The sequence below is a fragment of the Thermopolyspora flexuosa genome (genome assembly GCF_006716785.1).
In the GTDB taxonomy this organism is placed as follows: Bacteria; Actinomycetota; Actinomycetes; order Streptosporangiales; family Streptosporangiaceae; genus Thermopolyspora; species Thermopolyspora flexuosa.
Genome location: NZ_VFPQ01000001.1, coordinates 2,090,755 through 2,110,714 on the forward strand (window position 1 = coordinate 2,090,755; position 19,960 = coordinate 2,110,714).

At 73.2% G+C, this 19,960-nt stretch carries 12 protein-coding genes; 6 read left to right on the forward strand and 6 right to left on the reverse strand.

Going from position 1 to position 19,960, the window contains the following annotated elements; genetic code table 11:
- Positions 1-2 precede the first annotated feature (2 nt).
- The 3 genes from hisD to FHX40_RS08915 form a co-directional block, all read right to left on the reverse strand.
- Positions 3-1,277: a histidinol dehydrogenase gene (hisD, locus tag FHX40_RS08905; protein WP_142259167.1), complete on the reverse strand. Its 1,275-nt coding sequence runs from the start codon at positions 1,275-1,277 to the stop codon at positions 3-5.
- A gap of 88 nt (positions 1,278-1,365) precedes the next feature.
- Positions 1,366-2,055, reverse strand: coding sequence for a cyclase family protein (locus FHX40_RS08910; RefSeq protein ID WP_142259168.1), 690 nt, complete (start codon positions 2,053-2,055; stop codon positions 1,366-1,368).
- Between the two features lie 11 nt (positions 2,056-2,066).
- Positions 2,067-2,858: an SDR family NAD(P)-dependent oxidoreductase gene (locus FHX40_RS08915; RefSeq protein WP_142259169.1), complete on the reverse strand. Its 792-nt coding sequence runs from the start codon at positions 2,856-2,858 to the stop codon at positions 2,067-2,069.
- A gap of 162 nt (positions 2,859-3,020) precedes the next feature.
- Between FHX40_RS08915 and FHX40_RS08920 the strand changes: the two genes are divergently transcribed.
- Positions 3,021-4,655: a PucR family transcriptional regulator gene (locus FHX40_RS08920; protein WP_142259170.1), complete on the forward strand. Its 1,635-nt coding sequence runs from the start codon at positions 3,021-3,023 to the stop codon at positions 4,653-4,655.
- Here FHX40_RS08920 and FHX40_RS08925 read toward each other — a convergent pair.
- The gene (locus FHX40_RS08925; protein ID WP_142259171.1) at positions 4,630-5,622 is read right to left on the reverse strand and encodes an amidohydrolase family protein; all 993 of its coding nucleotides are present in this window, start codon (positions 5,620-5,622) and stop codon (positions 4,630-4,632) included. The two genes, FHX40_RS08920 and FHX40_RS08925, sit on opposite strands and share 26 nt — an antisense overlap.
- 629 nt (positions 5,623-6,251) lie before the next feature.
- On the opposite strand from FHX40_RS08925, the gene FHX40_RS08930 reads away from it, so the two are divergent.
- Positions 6,252-7,235, forward strand: coding sequence for a DUF2804 domain-containing protein (locus FHX40_RS08930; RefSeq protein WP_142259172.1), 984 nt, complete (start codon positions 6,252-6,254; stop codon positions 7,233-7,235).
- Between the two features lie 55 nt (positions 7,236-7,290).
- Here FHX40_RS08930 and FHX40_RS08935 read toward each other — a convergent pair whose 3' ends face one another.
- On the reverse strand, positions 7,291-8,490 hold the full coding sequence (locus FHX40_RS08935) for an MFS transporter (RefSeq protein WP_142259173.1): 1,200 nt from the start codon (positions 8,488-8,490) through the stop codon (positions 7,291-7,293).
- 1,196 nt (positions 8,491-9,686) lie between these two features.
- Here FHX40_RS08935 and FHX40_RS08940 point away from each other — a divergent pair.
- From FHX40_RS08940 to FHX40_RS08955, 4 genes are all read left to right on the forward strand, one after another.
- Entirely contained in the window at positions 9,687-11,324 is a 1,638-nt protein-coding gene (locus tag FHX40_RS08940; protein ID WP_142259174.1) for a flavin-containing monooxygenase, read from the forward strand.
- 94 nt (positions 11,325-11,418) lie between these two features.
- Complete coding sequence (locus FHX40_RS08945; protein WP_142259175.1) at positions 11,419-12,369, forward strand: alpha/beta hydrolase; 951 nt, start codon at positions 11,419-11,421, stop codon at positions 12,367-12,369.
- Between the two features lie 336 nt (positions 12,370-12,705).
- Positions 12,706-13,380 carry a GntR family transcriptional regulator gene (locus tag FHX40_RS08950; RefSeq protein ID WP_142259176.1) on the forward strand — a complete coding sequence of 225 codons (675 nt, stop codon included), beginning with the start codon at positions 12,706-12,708 and terminating at the stop codon, positions 13,378-13,380.
- 768 nt (positions 13,381-14,148) lie between these two features.
- Positions 14,149-14,889 carry a CPBP family intramembrane glutamic endopeptidase gene (locus FHX40_RS08955; RefSeq protein ID WP_229789129.1) on the forward strand — a complete coding sequence of 247 codons (741 nt, stop codon included), beginning with the start codon at positions 14,149-14,151 and terminating at the stop codon, positions 14,887-14,889.
- A 165-nt stretch (positions 14,890-15,054) separates the two neighbouring features.
- On the opposite strand, the gene FHX40_RS08960 is transcribed toward FHX40_RS08955, so the two are convergent.
- Complete coding sequence (locus tag FHX40_RS08960) at positions 15,055-19,809, reverse strand: AAA domain-containing protein (RefSeq protein WP_142259177.1); 4,755 nt, start codon at positions 19,807-19,809, stop codon at positions 15,055-15,057.
- Positions 19,810-19,960 lie beyond the last annotated feature (151 nt).

Here is a 19,960-nt window from a genome sequence, read left to right on the forward strand (position 1 = left end):
GCTCACCCGACCGTGACGGACGCGGACGACCGGACGGTCGCGGTACGGGCGTGCGCGACCATGCCCTCGGCGAGCGACTCGGTCGCGCAGTGCTCGGCGAGCTCGCGGGAGGCGGCCGGGGTGGCGTACTGGTAGGTGACGGTCTTGAGGTACTTGCCGACCCACTGGCCGCCGGTGAACCGGGCGGCGCGCAGGGTGGGCAGCACGTGGTTGGGGCCGGCCACCTTGTCGCCGTAGGCCACGGTGGTCTCCGGGCCGACGAACAGCGAGCCGTAGTTGCGCAGCAGGTGGATCATCCGCTGCGGCTCGCGCACGTGCACCTCGACGTGCTCCAGCGCGTAGTCGTCGCACACCTTGATCAGCTCGTCCTCGTCGGCCACCACGACCACCTCCCCGCCGGCCTCCCACGCGGCGCGGGCCACCTCCTCGGTGGACACCGCGCGCAGGTGCTCGTCCAGCTGCGCGAGCACGTCCCGGGCGAGCCGCTCGGAGGTGGTGATGAGCACGCCGCGGGAGCGCGGGTCGTGCTCGAGCTGGCCGACCAGGTCGCAGGCGACGAGGAACGGGTCGGCGGTGTCGTCGGCGATGATCCCGATCTCGGTGGGCCCGGCGAGCAGGTCGATGCCGACCCGGCCGAACACCTGCCGCTTGGCCTCCACGACGTACGCGTTGCCCGGGCCGACCACCATGTCGACCGCCGCCAGGCCGGGCAGTACGCCGAAGGCCATCGCGGCGATCGCCTGCACGCCGCCGAGCGCGTACACCGCGTCCGCGCCCGCGAGGTGCGCGGCGTACAGCACGGCCGGGTGCACGCGGCCGTCCCTGGGCGGGGTGCACACCACGACGCGGTCCACGCCCGCCACCCGGGCCGGGACCACGTTCATGTAGGTGGAGGCGATCAGCGTGTACCGGCCGCCGGGCACGTACGCGCCCACCGACTCCACCGGGACGTGGCGGTGGCCCAGGGTGAGGCCGGGCAGCGTCTCCACCTCCAGGTCGAGCAGGGTACGGCGCTGGTGCTCGGCGAAGCCGCGCACCTGCTCCACCGCGAACCGGAGCGATCGCTTGAGCTTCTCATCGAGTTCGTTCCCGGCCGAGCGGACGACCGAGTCGGGGACGCGGAAATCGTCGGGATCCCAGCCGTCGAAACGCCGGGAATACTCGCGGACCGCCGCTTCCCCGCGCCGCTCGATATCGGCGAGGATTTCACGGACGCGGGAACTGATCTCGGAGAGGTTCTCCGCCCGCCCCGGTGCGGGTTCCTTGAGACGGTACATGGTGTCTCCTGGCGATTATCGGGATTTTCCTGCCGAGGCGATCAGGCATTCCTGTCGATATCTCAGAGATCGATGGCGTTGCCGGGTGTCAGGGAAGGATGGCGACGGCGCGGGTGGGGCCGCCGTGGCCGCCGCGGATCTTCAGCGGGAAGCCGACGAAGGTGAAGCGCCTGCCGACCAGGAGGTGGAGGTTGGTGAGGTTCTCGTAGTGGGTGATGTGGTGGGCCCGGCACATCATGTGGCACGGGTAGGTCTTGCTCGCCGGGTTGTCGGGCGTGGGGCTGTCCACGCCGAACGTCTTGACCCGGCGGTCCACGATCCACTTGCTGCCGGACTCGCCAAGGCCCGGGAAGTCGGTCAGGTAGCGGCGCTCGTCCGCGTACCGGCGGTGCGTGCCGGTGTACAGCAGCAGGATGTCCCCGGGCCGCACCGGCTCGCCGCCCGCCGCCTCGGCGGCGTCCAGGTGCTCGGCGGTGATGTCGGTGCGCGGCGGCACGTGCGACACGTCGAGGCAGACCGCCGGGCCGTAGAACAGGTCGAGCGGCATCCGGTCGATGGTGAGCGCCTCGGGATCGGGGTCGAGGTGGGAGAACGAGTCCACGTGGGTGGGCCCGTTGTCGTTGATCATCACGCCCTTGGTCTGGAACGAGAAGCCGCCCACGAACCGCTCGGCGGTCTCCTCGTGGGTGGCGTGGTCGAACACCACGGTCTTGAGGTGGCCCGGGTAGACCTGCATCCCCTCGTAGATCTCCTGGGACAGGTCGACAAGCTGGGGCATGAGGGGACCTCCTAGTACATGACCAGCCCGGCGGAGACGTTGACGTCCTCTCCGGTGATCGCCGCCGCCCCGTCCCCGGCGAGGAACGCCACCACGGCGGCCACGTCGGCGGGCCGTACCAGCCGGCCGAGCGGCGTGGCGTCGAGCATCTCGGCGCGGGCCTGCTCGGCGGTGATGCCGCGGGCCGCCGCCTGGGCGGCGAAGACGCGCTCGATGCGCTCGCCCGCCACGGGGCCGGGGGAGACGAGGTTGACGCGCACGCCGTACGGCCCGGCCTCGACCGCGAGCGTGCGGACCAGCCCGATCAGCGCGGTCTTGCTCGCCGCGTAGGACGTGCGGCCCCACAGCGGGCGCTTGCCGGTCATCGAGCCGACGAACACGATCGAGCCGGACCGGCGGGCGATCATGTGGGGCAGCACCGCGCGGGCGCACAGCGCCGCGCCGATCAGGTTGGTCTCGATCGCCTGCCGCCACCGCTCCGGCGGCGTCTCCCACAGCGGGGCGGTGGGCCCGGCGATGCCGGAGTTGGCGACCAGCACGTCGATCCGCCCGTACGCGCGGAGCGTGCGCCCGACCGCCTCGTCGATCGCGTCCGGCTCGCGCACGTCGCAGACGGCGGTGAGCACCCGCCGCCCCGACGGGTCGAGCGCGGCCGCGGCGTCCTTCAGGGCGGTGGCGTCCCGGCCGAGGACGGCCACCCGGGCGCCGGAGGCGAGCAGGGCCCGGGCGATCTCCAGGCCGATCCCGCGGCCTCCGCCGGTGACCATGGCGACGCGGTCGCGTGCGTCCCGAGCAGCCTCCACGACACGCTCCTTGATCGCGGGAACAAGCGTCTGAGCTGCGGCTTCATCTGCGTGTAACCGCGCTGTGTCGAGTCACGATAACCCGGGGGACGCGGCCGCATCTTCCGCGTGAAAGAGGAATTCCACTCCTGATTCTCCGTGAATCCGAGTAATGTCGGAGGCATGTCGGCGGCGCAGAGCGGGCTGGCGTTGCTCGTCGACGAGCTCGGCGAGCAGATCCGGGTCGTGGTGCCCCCGCCGGAGCCGGGCGGGCGGGTCGGCACCGTGGTCGCGTGGGAGCCCTCCGTCACCGGCAGGCTCGTGCCCGGCGCCCTCGTGCTCGGCATCAACCTCACCGAGCCCGCCGAGATCCGGCAGGTCCTGGTCCGGGCCGGCGAGGCGGGATGCGCCGCGGTACTGCTGCGCGACCCGGGCGGCGCCGTGGCCGAGCTGGCCGACGTGGCGCAGGAGGCGCGGGTCGGCCTGCTCCTGCTCGGGCCCGCCGTCCCCTGGACGCTGGTGCTGCGGCTCGCCGACGACGTGGTCCGCGGCCGGTCGGGGGACGCCGAGGGCGGGGAGGTGCCGCTCGGCGACCTGTTCGCGCTCGCCGACGCGATCGCCGCGATGGTCGGCGGGCCGGCCACGCTGGAGGACGCCGACTTCCGCGTGCTCGCGTACTCGCGGTTCGTCGGCCACATGGACCCGGGGCGTGCCCGGGCGATCCTGGGCCGCCGCATGCCCGCCGAGTGGGCCGAGTACCTGGGGCGCATCGGCGCCCTGGAACGGCTGCGCACCACCGGCGAGGTCGTGGACGTCACCGGCGGCCCGCACAACGCCAACCGGCGCCTGATCGTGTCCGTGCGCGACGGCGGGCGGCTGCTCGGCATCATCTGGATCGCCGAGGTGGACCGCCCGCTGCCGGACACCGCGGCCGACGCGCTCCGCCGGGCGGCCGAGCTCGCCGTACCGCACTACCGGCGGCACCTGGAGATGCTCACCGCGCGGCGACGCCGCCGCCAGGAGCTGGTCCGCGCCATCCTCGACGGGCAGGGGCCGGTACGGCGGTACGCCGACGAGCTCGACCTGCCCCGCGGCGGCCGGCTGGCGGTGCTGGCGTTCACCGTGGCGACCGAGGCCGACCTGGCGGCGGAGGCCTGGGAACGCATCGTCGACCACGTCGCCCTCACCACCGAGGCGTGGCGGTGGACCGCGGTGGTGACCCGCATCGGGCGCACCGTGTTCGTCATCGCGCACCTGCCGCGCGCCTCCGATCCGGAGGCGGTGGTCCGGCTGGGCCGCGACATCGTGGCGCACGCGCCCGCCGTCACCGGGCAGCGGCTGTACGGCGCGGCGAGCACCCCGTGCACCGGCGTGCAGCCGGTGGCCGCGCGCCGTGTCGAGGCCGAGCTGGCGCTGGCGGTCTGCGGGGAACACGCCGGGTTCGTCCGGTACGACGAGGTCCGCGCCCAGGTGATCCTGCACGAGGTCACCGCGCTGCTGCGCGACCGGCCCGAGCTGCGGCTCCCCGGACTGGAGCGGCTGTACGCCGAGGACGAGCGCCGCGGGACCCTGACGCCCACGCTCCGCGCCTACCTGGACAGCGGAGGGAACGTCGCGGAGGCCGCGAACCGCCTGGGCGTACACCCCACGACGCTGCGGTACCGCCTCGACCGCATCCGGTCCCTCACCGGGCTGGAACCGGACGATCCCGACACCCGGCTCGCCTGCGCGCTGCTGCTCCGCCTCGCCGCCCCTCCCGAGGGCGCCTCCCGGCCGAGGGGTGCCGATCCGGTCAGTGGGCGGCGCCGAGGCCGATGAACGCGCGGGCGTTCGCCTCCAGCACGGCCGGATCGAGCCCGTTGCCGGTCGCGAAGCGCACCGGGTCCCGGTCGGCCATGTCGAACGGGTAGTCGCTGCCGCAGACCAGCCGGTCCGGGTGGGCCTTGGCGATGAGCAGCCGCAACGCGTCCGGATCGTGGGTCAGCGTGTCCACGTAGAGGGAGCGGAATCCCTCGGAGGGCGGCTTCGCGGTGGCGGCGCGCACGTCGCGGCGGTGCCGCCAGCCGTGGTCCCAGCGGCCGAGCAGCCCGGGCGCGCATCCACCGCCGTGGACGAAGCAGATGCGCAGGTCCGGAAGCTCGTCCACGACCCCGCCGAGGACGACCGAGGCGATGGCGGTGGCCGTCTCGACCGGGTTGCCGAGCAGGTTGGGCAGGTAGTGGCCGGACCACTCGGGCCGGGGGAGCTGCATGGGGTGCACCAGCACGGCCAGGTCGCACTCGGCGGCGCCGCGCAGCAGCTCACGCGGTGTCCCGGCGTCGTACGACCGGCCGCCGATGATCGGCGGTACGGCGAAGCCGACGATGCCGTCGAGCGCGGCGAGCTCCCGCATGCAGGCCCGTGCGGCGCCGGCGTCGTCGAGCCGCACCAGCCCGAGGCCGAGGAAGCGGCCGTCGCCCTCCCGGACGACCTGCGCCAGCTTCGCGTTGAACGTGCGGATGTAGTCGTCCGCCTCGGCGCCCCCGCCGATGGGGAAGGCGAAGGGCGGCGGCGACAGCACCCGCACCCCGATACCGGCCCGGTCACCGTCCGCCAGGATCTCCTTCGGGTCGCTCAGCGAGCCGGGCGTGATCGAGAGCGGGAGGTCGCCGAGGTACAGCTCGCCGTTGCGGGCGCGCATCGGCGGCAGCGGCGAACCGGGCGGCAGGCCGTACAGCTCCTCGGGCAGCCAGTGCGCGTGCACGTCGATGACGCCGCTCGCCACCCGGATCCGCTGCGCGGTCACGCGCGCTCACCCGCCCTCGAGGCGCGCACGCCTCCCGGCTCGCATGCCGCGGGTACGCACGCGGCGGTCGCGCACGCCCGGCGGCCGGGCCGTCCGGTCGCGGTGATCGTCATGAACGCTCTCCTCTCCTGTCTCGCCGGTCCCCTCGCGCGAGACGCGGTGTGAACCGGTACGGGGAAAACGTGCCGCCTTTCCGCGTCAGGCGACCGTGACGGAGATCCGCTCGCCATCGGGCGGGCCGTTTTACCCGCCCAAACCATTGGGTCGCATAGGGTACCTGGAAATAGTTATTTGTGTACAGATGGAATGAGGCAGAGCCAATACGGTGGTGGCTGCTTCTTATTCGTCCGGATATGCCGGTGTTCCGCTACGGATAGTGGCGTGGGCGGCGCTTCGGTAATGCCTGCTGTTGGGCGTGCCGTTCGCGCAACCGCGTAAGGGAGGAATGCGCGTCCGGTGCGGGCCGGTTCGCGTGGGCGGAGCCGTTGTCGGCGATGTCGTCCGGCCCGGCATGCAGGGTCCCCGCCACGCTGCGGGGGTGGCGGGGACACCGCAGGGACTTGCGGTGGAATCGGACGCTTGATGCGATGCTGGGCGGAAGCACCCCCCGAAGCGAAGGACGTGTCGCGATGGCCGCCGCTGAGCGCGAGATCACCTCACCCGTCGACCTGTGCCTGCCGGACGGACGCCTCAACCCGGCCGCGGTCGGGTGGACCCGCCGCCCGCTGCACCGGGCCAACCTGCGCGGCTGGGGGCGGTGCAAGCGGTGGGAGTACTGGGGGATCGTCACGCCGACCCACATCGTCGGGCTCGTGGCCTCGTCGCTCGACTACGCGGGCCTGTACGGGGTGTACGTGCTCGACCGGGCCACCGGCGAGGAGATCGCCAAGGACGCGGTCGTGCCGTTCGCCCGCGGGGCCGCCTTCCCCGAGCGCAGCGGGGTGGGGGTGGCCCGGGTGCGCGGCGGCGGGGTGGCGATCGAGCTCGCCCAGGACCCCGACGGCACCTCGATCCGCGCGAGCGCCCCGGGCGTCGACGTGGACGTGCGGGTACCGCTGCCGGACGGCCACGAGTCGCTCGGGGTGGTGGTGCCGTGGGGGCCGAACCGGTTTCAGTACACGGTCAAGGACCTCGGCCGGCCCGTGCACGGGCGGCTGCGCCTGGGGGAGAAGGAGATCGTCGTCGACGAGGCCTCCTCGTTCGCCGTGCTCGACCACGGCCGCGGCAAGTGGCCGTACTCGGTGACCTGGAACTGGGCGGCGGGCTGCGCCCCGGGCCGCGCGATCCAGCTCGGCGGCAAGTGGACCGACGGCACCGGCTCGACGGAGAACGCCCTGTTCCTCGACGGCCGGCTGCACAAGATCGGCGACGAGCTGGAGTGGTCGTACGACCGCACCGACTGGCTGCGGCCGTGGCGGATCACCGGCCCGCGCGTCGAGGTGGAGTTCCACCCGTTCCACGAGCGCAAAGCCCGCACCGAGCTCGGCATCGTGGCCAACGAGACCCACCAGTGCTTCGGCCGTTTCACCGGCCGGGCACGCGCCGACGACGGCACCTGGGTGGACCTCGACGGCCTGGTCGGCTGGGCGGAGGAGGCCCGCAACCGCTGGTAGCGACGACGGCCCGGCCGTGCGGTACGGCTCGCGCGGGCACCCGGCCCGGGGCGGGTCAGCGGTAGCGGCGGGTGAGGGCGAGGTAGCCGAGGCCGAGCACCGCCACGCCGGAGCAGGCGGCCAGCGCGACCGGCACGCTGCTCTCCAGCACGAACCCGCCGAACCCGGTGCCCAGCGCGATGCCGAGGTACAGGGCCGAGGAGTTCAGCCCGATCACCACCGACGCCTCCTGCGGCACCGCGGAGATCAGCCGCACCTGCTGGGCCGTGGTCTGGGACCAGCCGCACACCCCCCAGGCCACCATCAGCAGGGCGGTCAGCGGCAGCCAGTGCACGCCCGCACCGGCCACCAGCGCGGCTCCGGCCATGGTCACCGCGATCGCGGTGAACGAGACGGCCAGCACCCGGATCGGGCCGTACCGGTCGACCGCCGCGCCCGAGACCAGGTTGCCGAGCACCGCGCCCGTGCCGTACAGGGCGAGCAGCCACATCTCGGCGTCGTCGCCGGCGCCGAGCGCGTGCATGACCGGGATCGCGTAGGGGTACAGCCCGTAGCCCGCGGTCAGCGCGAGGACCGTGAGCGGCAGTACGGCCAGCACGCCGGGGTGGCGCAGCGCCCGCAGCCGCCGGGCGAGCGGGACCCGCGGCTGGCCGGGCAGCCGCGGCATGACCGCGAACACCGCGACCGCGCACAGCGCGGTGAGCGCGGTGACCAGGCCGATCGCGGTGCGCCAGTCGAGCAGCCGGTCGGCGAGGTTGCCCAGCGGCACGCCCAGCGCCGTCGCGATGGTGAGCCCGCCGATCACCACGGCGAACGCCCGGCCGCGCTGGGCGGGCGGGACCAGGTCGGCGGCGACCGCGGCGGCGGCCGGGGTGTACGTGGCGGCGCCGACCGAGGCCAGCACGCGGGCCGCCATCAGCGCCAGGTAGCTCGGGGCGAGCGCCGCGGCCGTGTCGGCGAGGGCGAGCAGCAGCAGCGAGCCCACCAGCAGGGCGCGGCGCGGGATCCGGGCGGTGACGGTGGCGAGCAGCGGCGCGAGCAGCGCGTAGGAGATCGCGAAGACGGCGGTGACCTGCCCGGCGACCGCGTGCGACACCTGCAGGGTGTCCGCCACCGACGGCAGGAACCCGGCCATGGCGGTGGCGTCGGTGCCGACCGCGAAGGTCCCCAGCGCCAGGATGAGGGTGGAGCCGAGCCCGCGCCTCGCGGCTCCGGTGGCCGGGGCCTCCTGCGACGTCGTGGGAAGCGTGGTCAACGTGCCCTTCCCTTTCTCGGCCCGCCCGCGCGTGACGGCGTGGCGGTTGCGGGGCGCTGTCGGGTACGGACCGCCTCTTCGGCCCGGCGGGTACGGCGGGCGGCCGCTGTCCCGTCAGGAGGCGGAGCGCACGCTCAAATTCTCGAGCGCGGTTCTGGACGAGTTCTCTTATATCAACAAACCGCCCAGACGGCGCACACCCGGGTCCGGGGTGAGGTGAGTCTGGCCCGATCGTCGTGGGCCCGCTCGCCCGAGGGCTCCCGGCCGACGCCGGGGAGTGGTGGTGAGCATGCCGGGCCCCAGGGGCAGAGGGGGTTCGCGGGCGTCGGGTGCGGTCCCCGGGCGGCCGGCGGGTCACCCGCGCCGGGCGTGACCGGGCGGGTACGGCACGGCGTTCGCCCGCCACGGCCCGGCGTCGCGGTGCGGGTCGGCCGGATCCGCCGCCCGCGCGCCGGCGGCCGTGCCGTACGGCGGAGCGTCACGCCCGGCGATGATCGGCTGTGAGCGGGCTCACATTGATGTGCGGAAGGTTGTTGACTCAATGCAGGATGCATTTTATGTTTGGTGCACTTCAGATGGACGTGTACCTTTTGTCCACCTGAGAGCGCGAGGTGACGCATATGGCGTTCGACGGTGTGACCACCGCATCGGCGGGAATCGCGACGACCGGTGGCGGAGAGCCGCGGAGGGCGCGCCGCCGGGCGGGCACCCGGAACGCCGACGAAACGCCCGGCGCCCTCGACGCCCACGCGCCCTGACACGAGCCCGGAACCACTGATCCGGCTCACCCGGTGACGGCGCCCGCGACCGGCGCCGGCATCCTCGCCCGAGTCGATCCCACGGCCTTCCGTTTCTTCCTTATTTGGTCATTGCGGGTGTCCGGCCCCGGCCGAAACGCTCGGTGACATATCGCCTCCCACCCCTGTTTCGTGAGGGCGTCCCGCGTCCTCGCGCTCGACCAAGCAAGCGTTCGCTTGTCATTCTTCCCGCCGCACAACCGCCCATATCGCCCGTCCGCGTCCCCCGTACCGGGTGGCGGCACCGTCCGGCCACCGCGGCCGAGCCGTACCCGTCCCGGCCCGCGAGGCGATGACGCACGCCCTCATCCCGGGCGCCGTGCTCCGCACGTCCGCGAGCACGGACGCCGTGACCGCGCATATCCGTCCCCACCGCGTCTCGCACCACCAGGAGGGCCCATGTCCGTCTCCACCACCGACCACCGGTCCGACCCGCGCACCCCGCCGTCCGAGGTCGACGTCGTCGTGGTCGGCGCCGGATTCTCCGGCATGTACCTGCTGCACCGGCTCCGGGGGATGAACCTGTCGGCGATCGTGATCGAGGCCGCCGACGACGTGGGCGGCACCTGGTACTGGAACCGCTACCCGGGCGCCCGCGTCGACGTCGAGAGCCTCGCCTACTCCTACTCGTTCTCCGAGGAGCTGGAGCAGGAGTACGAGTGGGAGGAGCGGTACCCGACCCAGCCGGAGATCCTCCGGTACGCACGGCACGTCGCCGACCGCTTCGACCTGCGCCGCGACATCTACTTCCGCACCCGGGTCACCGCCGCCTCGTTCGACGAGGACGCCGCCACCTGGACGGTGCGCACCGACCACGGCGACGCGGTCACCGCGCGCTTCCTCGTCATGGCCACCGGCTGCCTGTCCGCCGCGAAGATGCCGGAGATCCCCGGCGTCAACCGGTTCCGCGGCGCCACCTACCACACCGCGCACTGGCCGCACGAGGGCGTCGACTTCACCGGCATGCGCGTCGGCGTCATCGGCACCGGCTCCTCCGGCGTACAGTCGATCCCCGTCATCGCCGAGCAGGCCGCCGAGCTCGTCGTCTTCCAGCGCACCCCCGCCTACAGCTTCCCGGCCCGCAACCGCCGCCTGCGCCCCGACGAGGTCGCCCAGATGAAGGCGAACTACCGGGCGTTCCGCCAGGCCCAGCGGGAGTCCGCGTTCGGCCTGCCCACCCCGATACCCACCAAGTCCGCCCTCGAGGTCTCCGAGGAGGAACGCAACGCCACGTACGAGGCGGCCTGGGAGGCGGGCAGCCTGGTGGCGGTCCTCACCGCGTACAACGACCTGCTCACCAGCAAGGAGGCGAACGACACCGCCAAGCGGTTCGTGCACAACAAGATCCGGCAGATCGTCAAGGACCCGCAGACCGCCGAGGACCTCTGCCCGGACTACCCGGTCGGCACCAAGCGGCCCTGCCTCGACACCGGCTACTACGAGACCTACAACCGGGAGAACGTGCGCCTGGTCAACCTGCGGCGTACCCCGATCGAGGAGATCACCGAGCGGGGCATCCGCACCACCGACCGCGAGTACGAGTTCGACGCGATCGTGTACGCGACCGGCTTCGACGCGATGACCGGCGCGCTCACCAACGTCGACATCCGCGGCCGCGGCGGCCTGACCATCAAGGAGGCCTGGTACGCCGGCCCGCGCACGTACCTGGGCATCGCCTCCGCCGGCTTCCCGAACCTGTTCATGATCACCGGCCCGGGCAGCCCGTCCGTGCTCTCCAACATGATCGTCTCGATCGAGCAGCACGTCGACTGGGTGATCGACGCGATCGCCCACCTCGACCGCAACGGGCTGCGCACCATGGAGCCCACCGTCGAGGCCCAGGACGCCTGGGTCGACCACGTCAACCAGGTCGCCGCCGCCACCCTCTACCCGCAGGCGAACTCCTGGTACATGGGCGCGAACGTGCCCGGCAAGCCGCGGGTGTTCATGCCGTACGCCGGGGGCGTGGGCGCCTACCGGCAGAAGTGCGACGAGGTCGCGGCCCGCGGCTACGAGGGCTTCGTGCTCTCCCCCTGACCGTCTCCGCGCCGGCCCGTGCGCCGGGCGGGCCGGCGTCCCTACGGCCACCGTCCCCATCCCCACCACCATCCCATCACCCAGTGGAGGGTTCATGTCCCGTCGCGATCTGATCGACCCGGAGAGCCGCGTCCCGCTCGACGCCCTGCTCGAGGCGATGCCCGGCGGCTTCAACTCGATCCCCGACATCGTCCAGCGCCGCGAGACCGTCGCGAACATGCTCGCCGGCATGGAGGTGCCGGAGAACCCCAACGTCTCCAAGGAGGACCGCACCGTCCCCGGCCCCGCCGGGGAGCCCGACATCACCGTGCGGATCTACCGGCCGGTCAACGCGTCGGGCACGCTGCCCGGCATCTACTTCATCCACGGCGGCGGCATGATCCTCGGCAGCGTGGCGGGCGAGGACCCCACCGCGACCATGCTCTGCGACCAGATCGGCGCCGTGGTCGTCTCCGTCGAGTACCGCCTCGCCCCGGAGAACCCGTACCCGGCCCAGGTGGAGGACTGCTACGCGGGCCTGGTGTGGATGGCGAAGCACGCCGACGAGCTCGGCTTCGACCCGGAGCGGCTGGCGATCTACGGCGCCAGCGCGGGCGGCGGGCTCACCATCGCCACCGCGCTGCTCGCCCGGGACCGCGGCGGCCCGGCGCTGCGGTTCATCATGCCGATCTACCCGATGATCGACGACCGGAACGAGACGCCGTCGAGCCACGAGATCACCGACGTCGGCATCTGGGACCGCGCCGGCAACATCGAGGCCTGGGGCTGGTACCTCGGCGGCAAGGAGCCCGACGGGTACGCCGCGCCCGCGCGCTGCGAGGACCTGAGCGGCCTGCCGCCGGCGTTCATCGACGTCGGCACCGTCGACCTGTTCCGGGACGAGGACATCGCGTTCGCGCAGCGGCTCATGCAGGCCGGCGTGCCGGTCGAGCTGCACGTCCACCCCGGCGCCTACCACGCGTCGGAGACGTTCGCGCCCGACGCGGCGCTGTCCAAGCGGATCTGGGGGCTGCGCCTCGACGCGCTCAAGCGGGCGCTCGCCTGAGTCGAGCGCAGGCTCCGGCGCCGCGGGCGGGGCATGGGGCTCCCTCCGCCCGCGGCGCCGCGGCGGCCGTACGGCACGGCCGCCGCACCGGCCGCCACTGCGGGCCGAGACAGCGGGCCGCCGGACCGCCCGTGTGCCGCGGGCGATCCGGCGGCCCGTTCCGCATGCCCGCGCGGCGCCCGGAGCCTCGGCGGCGGGCCGGCCGGCCGTACCACGATGATCGGCGCGCACGCCCGAACCGGGACCATCGGGTGACGTGGGACGGCATGATGGCAGCGTGACCACAGTGCGGCCGGTGCCGGTCGAGCGATCGAACATGGCGGTGACGGTTTCCCGATGAGCGAGAGCAGGGAGAACTCCTTCGCGCTTCCCCCGACACGCAAGGAAGCGGTCCTGCGCCAACTCCGCGGCGAGATCATCAGCGGCCGGCTCAAGCCCGGCGCGGTGATCAAGGACGCGGAGATCGCGGCCCGGCTCGGGGTGAGCATCACGCCCGTGCGCGAGGCGATCGCCCAGCTCGCCGCCGAGGGCCTCATCGACATCTCGCCCAACCGCACCCGCCAGGTCACCCAGGTGACCCAGAAGAGCGCCCTGGAGCTCGTCGACGTGATGATGGTGCTCGCCTGCGCGGGCTTCGAGTGGGGCGTCGACAACCTCACCGAGCACCACCTCGCCACGCTGCGCCGCAAGCTCGACGAGTTCGCCGAGCACCTGCGCCGCGGCGACGCCACGGCCGCCGGTGCCGCCGGGGCCGACTTCAGCACCGTGGTCATCATGGCGAGCGGCAACCGCGAGCTGCAGACCCACGTCGACCTCGTGGTCACCCGCACGCTGCGGCTCCTCGCCCTCACCCCCGAGAGCGAGGTCTGGAACGTCTGGCTCAACGGCTACCGCGAGACCCTGGAACTCCTGGAGCGCGGCGACCGCTCCGGCGCCGTCGAGCGCTACCGCCGGATCTACCGCGACTACCGCACACTGCTGGAGACCCTGCTCTTCCGCGACGAGGCCTGACCTCGGCAGACGGGCACGGCCACCGGGTGGCCCGCGGCCGCGGTCGTGACCCCGAGCGGCAATGTCACCTGCGGCGGCGGACCAGGCGCGCCGTCGCCGCCGAGCACACCCCGGCCGGCCGGTGGACCGTGAACGAGCGGTCGGCACGCGCCCGTTCTTTGGCGGTTGCCGCGGTTCTCCCGTAACGGAGCCGTCCGCGATACCGCGGGAGGGATGCCCGGCGCGTTCACGTCATCGGACGCCGTGCCGTACGCGCCGGAAGCGGCCAGACGCCTCACCACCAGGAGGAGGAGGGGACGCCGTGCCGTACGCGCCGGAAGCGGCCGTTCACGCCACCGGCCCGCGGCGGGGCCCGCGCCGCAGGGCCGCGTGACGGGTCGCCCGAAGCGCACCGGGGGACCGGGCGCCCACCCATCCAACGTCACCCGCTCCAGGTATGCCCGGCCCGCCGCGTGATCGCCCGTGGCGAACCGGGGCTCGCCTCGGTCGCCCGCGACGTGATGCCGGGCGGTGCCGCCTGCCTGCGAGCGGGCGCGCCTGACGCGGCGGGGCGGTGCGACGCGGCCGGGGCCGGCGACGGTTGAGGGCCGGCCAGGTCGGGTCGGTGCGCCGGCCGACCGGCAGGGCGTGTACCAACGGCCGCGCGGCGATGGGGCTTCGGGCGTAGGCGCAGCGTGTGCCCCCTACATAGGTTCGCCCACCATATAGGTTGCATAACTACATATCTCGCTCTACGCTCTAGGTAGCGCAGCGGCGAAAGGAGCGAGCGTGATCTTCGCGGTGCTTTTCACGGGCTTGGTGATCTATCTCGCGGCGGTGAGCCCCTGGTGGGGGACCCGCTCCTACCGGAAGCTGGAGCGGGAGCGCAGCCGCCCGCTGTTCATCCGGATGATGTCCCTGTGGGTCGGCGAGCTGTGGGCGCTGGCCGCCGTGTCCCTCCTGCTCGTCGCCCTCTCCCCGGACCTCGACCTGGCACGGATCGGCCTGGCCGTCCCCGAGGATGGGGTGGTGTTCGCCGGGATGCTCATCGGGATGATCGTCGTGGCGGTCGCCTTCGGCGCCCTGGCCTTCGTCATGGAGAAGAAGAAGGGCGTCGTCGTCGGCCCCGGCCGGGAGGTGTTCTCCGCGCTGATGCCCCGTGATCGCACCGAGCGGTGGTACGCCGCCGCGCTGGCGGTCACCGCCGGGGTGTGCGAGGAGATCGTCTTCCGCGGCCTGCTCATCGCCGTGGGCGTCCACGTGCTCGGCCTGCCCCTCCCGGTCGCCGCCGGCCTGGCCCTGGCGCTGTTCGCCATCGGGCACCTCTACCAGGGGCCGCGTGGCATGATCGCGGTGACCCTGTTCGGGCTCGCGTTCACCATGCTCTACCTGCGGACCGGCAGCCTGATCCCGGTGATCCTGCTGCACGCCATGGCCGACCTCCGCGCGTTTCTCCTCAACCCGGCGACGCGCGCCGGCGACACGGCGCAGGCCGGCGCGGCGCAGGGGGTGGGCGCGGGCTCGCGATGACCGGCACACCCTGTGGCGAATGAACGGCCCGGCCCGCCGTGCTCACCGGCCTGCGGGCGGGCCGGAGAACCCGGAGCGCACCGGACCGCAACGGCGCACGGCGAACCCGCCGCAACGAACATCGCGGCCGACCCGGCACATCGGGTCGGCCGCGATGGCGTTATGTCAGTCCGTGGAATGCGCCCGCTGGTAGGCCCGGATGACCTCCTCGGGCAGCCGGCCCCGGTCGGCGACCGTGTAGCCGTTCCGGCGGGCCCACTCGCGGATACCGGCGGCGGGCCCCGCCTTGGCGGCCGCCCTGCCCGGAGCCGACGCGGCCCCGGCGGCCCCAGCGGCCGACCGGGAGGCGACCGGTGCCGGCGCGAAGCCGTCCGCCTCCTCGTCGACCGGGACGATCTCCTCGACATCGTCGTCCTCGCCGAGGCCGTCCCATCCGTCCTCGGCGGAAAGCGGTACCGCGCTCCAGGCGGCACCCGCCTCGTTCCCGTCCTCGACCGGCACTTCGCCCGGGTGGATGCCGCGGCGCTCCAGCTCCTCCCACAGCGGCGCGAGCGCGGCGTCCGGATCGAAGAAGAACTCGCTTTCCCGGACGCGCCAGAACCGCCACCCCGCGCGCTTGAGCTCCCGCTCCCGGGCGAGATCGGCCTCGAGCCGCTCGGGCCCGTGCCAGTGATCACCGTCGCACTCGACGGCGAGCCGTCCCCGGGCGCCGCTCACGACGAGGTCGATCCGGCGCCCGTTCACCTCGAACTGCGGCACCACGTGGTAGCCGCGCTCCCGGATGCGGAGGAACACCCGCTGCTCGAAGAGCGAGTCGAACGCCGGATGCGGCGTGTCGGGCGTGACGTCCTTCGGCATCGCCCCGCCGAGCGCCACGGGCGGGTTGAGCATGTAGGTGAGCAGCGACCGCCGCAGGCATGCGGGGGAGAGCAGGTCGGGGCTGACCGAGTGGAACAGCCACATCTGGTCCCTGGCGCGGGACGCGGCGACGTTGTACCGCCGCTGCCATTCGGTGCTCGTCACCGCCGGCCGCTTCTCGGCGATCACCATGGAGAGGAACACCACGTCCCGCTCGTCGCCCTGGAAGTCCGGCGGGGTGCCCACCCGCAGCCGCCGCCGCTCCCACTCCTTCGGGTCGAGCTTCTCCAGCAGCATGTTGTGGATGAGCTTGCCCTGCTCGGTGCCCTGCAGCACGACCACGCCGAACGTCTTGCCGTCGTAGGCCGGATCCCCGATGCACTTGAGGATCCGTTCGACGATCTTCTCCGCCTCGACGGGGTTGCGCAGCCGGGTGTAGGAGCCCTCGGTGTACGCCCCTTCGACGTGGACGACCTGGACCGGATCCAGCCGGTCGGCGCCGAACTGCCGCAGCGGCACGAGCGGCTCGTCGGAGTAGAACTGCCGGGACGAGAACTCGATGATCTCCGGCATGCACCGGAAGTGCTCCCGCAGCCGCAGCAGCCCGCCGAACCGGGTGCGCAGCAGGTCGAACAGGCTCGACTTCGGCGTGAAGGCGTCGCGCAGGTAGGGAGGCATGTCCGGCAGGTACGTGGCGAGCTTGTTGAAGATCGGCTCCAGCTCGCCGTGGCTCACCACCGACGGGGCGCACTGCTTGTCGTCACCGACCACGATGACCCGCGGCGCCAGCCACAGCAGGAACAGCGCGTCGATGCTCGCCTGGCTCGCCTCGTCCACGATCACCACGTCGAACGAGTCGCGGTCCGGCGGGATCGTCTCGAGCACCTGCTGGATCGGCATGATCCACGCCGGGACGGCGTCGAGCGCCTTCGACATCGCCTGCCGGGCCAGCTTCCGGTACCGCTCCGCGTACTTGCCGGTGCCCTTGCCCAGCGCGGTCATGTGCTGCTCGTACGAGCGCAGCGCCAGGGTCTGCTCGGCGGTCATCCGGCGCAGCGCGGCATCCCAGGCCTGGGCCGCGGCGAGCTCGGCGGTGATCCGCATGACGCGGGCGGTCGCCGCCTCCAGCTCGGCCTCGAGCCGCTGCTCCAGCCCGGGCTGCCGCTGCTCGTCGAAGAAGGTGTACGCCTTCGCCCACGCCCACGCCCGCTCCCACGTGGACCGGTGCCGCTTCCACTTCTCCCGGTCGGCGAGCACGTCGAGCAGGTCCGGATGGGCGGCCCGGATCCGGGCGGCGAGCTCGTCGCAGCGCCGCTGCCGGGCCAGCTCCTGGTGGGCGGTGCTGAGCGCGGTGAGGCAGAGCCGGTAGGTGACCGCGTCCCGGGTGGCGACCGCGTGGATCGCCTCCCGCAGCTCGGGCGCGGGCGTGCCGGTCTCGGCCTGCCGCTCGAGGGACTCCCGCAGCTCCTCCAGGGCCGCCGTGGCCTGCTCGGCCTCGAGCCGCAGCCGCACCGCTCGCAGCGCGGTGGCGTACGCGGTCCACTCCGGCAGGGTGCGCATCGGGACGTGCACGCCGAGCTTGGCGAGCTCCCCGGCGGTGGTCACCACGGCCTCGCGGATGCGGCGCACCACGGCGAGCCGCTGGTACGCGTCCGTGATGCTCGACGCGATCTCGTCCAGCGACAGGTCGGCGGCGAACTCCACGCCGACCGTCCGCCAGCCGCGGCGCAGCTGCTCGACGATCTGCCGCGCCTCCAGGTCGTCGATGAGGATCGACAGCAGCTCGGCGTTGTCCGGCACGATCCCGTCGACCGACACCTGCTTCAGGTACGGCTCGGCCTGCCGCTGTACGGCCGGGCGCAGCAGGCCGCGCTTGAGCCGGTTGCCCGCGGCGAAGTGGTCGCGCAGCGCCCGCATCGCCTTCAGATAGTCGCCCGTCTCGGCGGGGCCGTCGAGCCGCGGGTGCACGACGGGGCGGAAGTTGATCCGCCGGACCGCCTCCTGCAGCGCGGTGAGCCGCTCGGCGAGCCCGTCGAGCCGCTCCCACAGCGTGGTGTCCCGTCCGGCGAGCAGGTCGGCGAGGGCGCGGGCGGTCCACTCGTCCTCGCCCCGGGCGGCGTCGGCGCCGGCGAGGCCGAGCCGGTGCAGGTCGCCGTCGACGGCGCGTGCGACGTTCTCGAGCCAGGTGAGCTGCGCGGTGTCGAGCACCTCGAGCCGGGCGGAGATATCGGTCCCCGCCTCGTCGGCGATGGACCGGGCGGCGCGCTCCTCGTCGATCAGCGTCTGTACCCGCTCGGCGGACGGCAGCGTGGCGACGTCCGGGATGTGCTGGCCCGGCCGCGCCCGGCGCTGCGGGGTCTCCTCGGCGAGCAGCTCGGCGAGCTCGTCCGCCTCGCCGATGCCGACCGGCGGCTCGGCGGGCGCGTCCGGCGGCATCGGCGTCGGCATCCACGAGCACGCCGGTTCCTCCTGCCTGAGCCGCCGGGAGATCTCCGCGAGCGTGCCCCGGTAGCCGGGGGCGATAGCGGGGTGCACGTAGGTCTCCGACTCGCGCAGCGCCCGGATCCGCTCGGAGAGCCGGGCCACCTCACGGCGGGCCTCGTCGAGCCGCTTGCGCGTGGCGGCGATCTGCTCGGCCTGCAGCGCCGGATCGTAGGTGGCGAACCTCGCCGACAGCGCCTTGACCCCGCCCTCCAGCTCCGCCGAGCCGCCCCGGCCGAGGTCGGTCATGGAGATGCACAGGTCGGCGATCTCCTTGGGCAGCTTGTCCCGCAGCACCCGCAGCGCCTGCGCCTTCTGGCTGGTGACGAGCACCCGCTTGCCCTCGGCGAGCAGCGCCGCCAGCAGGTTGGCGATGCTGTGGGTCTTGCCGGTGCCCGGCGGGCCCTGCACGACCACCCCGTTGTCCTGGGCGAGCCGGGTCATGATGAGCCGCTGCTCGGGGTTGGCGGGCAGCGGGAAGAGCGGTTCGCCCGCGGAGGCGGTGGCGTCGCCGCCGTCCCGCTCGCCGAGGAAGGCCATGCGCTCGTCCCGGTCGAGGGGCTCGACGAGCTGGGCGAGCCCGAGCGGCGCGTGCGCGTCCGCCCCGGTCAGCGCGTCGAGCATGGCGTCGTAGTAGCCGAGCAGCGCGCCCTGGTCACGCTTGCGCAGCACGAGCGCGGGCGCGAGCCGTACCTGCGGGGTGGTGCCCGCCCGCTGCGCGGGGGCCCAGTCGTCCAGGTACGCCGCGTGCGGCTCGACGCCGCGGTCGCACCAGGTCCGCAGCAGCTCGGCCCCGGAGGCGCCGAGGCAGGCGATGTCGTCCTGCCGGGCCCGCTCGCGGAGCCGGTCGGTGCGCGAGGGGGAGAACTCCGGCAGGTCCCCCAGCAGCTCCCGGTCCTGCAGGATGGGGGCGGTGTCGTCGAGGATCACGTCGACGCGCTCGGTGTCGGGATCGACCTGGACGTGGACCCGGGTGACGAGCAGGTGGTTGCGGATCCGGGTGCCGTCGGGTGTGGTCCAGGCGAGCAGGCCGGTGGCGAGCACGAGCTCCCACTCGTCGTCGGCCTGGGAGAGCCGGCCCGCGATCGTGAACAGGTCGCGATGCCACTCCCGCTGCCGGAGGTGCCTGCGTTCCCGCTCGGCCCAGGCGCGCCAGTCGTCGAGCCAGAGTTCGTACAGTTCCCGGACGTCCGGCCGGTCCTCGAGCGTCTCGTACCGCCAGTCCCCCACGTCGTTCTCGTGGATCACCCGAATGCGGTTGGGACCGGTCGCGGCGAGCTTCGGGGCGTCCAGCCGGGGGTTTTCCACCTCCCGGGGGTTGAGCCATCCCTCGAGTTCCTCCGGGAGAGGCGGGGGCGGGACGGAACGCACGAAGTCGATGGAGAAGAGGATGCCGCCGAGCGTGGCGTCGGGCTTGACCTTGATGTCCTCGGGCAGGTCCGCGAGCCAGAGCACCTTCTCGTAGTCGGCGACGTCGCGTACGGGGGTGCGCCGCGCGGAGGCCAGGTCCCGGAGGAACTCCACCAGCCGGGTGGTGCTGCTGATCAGCTTGGGGTCGCGGGCTCGTGAAGCCACGCTCATCTGTTCGTCCTCCTTGGCGGCGGTTCGGGGGCAGGCGAAGGAGTGCGATGCGCTCGCTTGACCACCGGCGGTGGTGGCGTGTGGTATGGCCCCGAGCCACGGGACCATTCGGGGCGCAAGAAGCCGCCCACCGGCGCCATCGTCGCGCGCC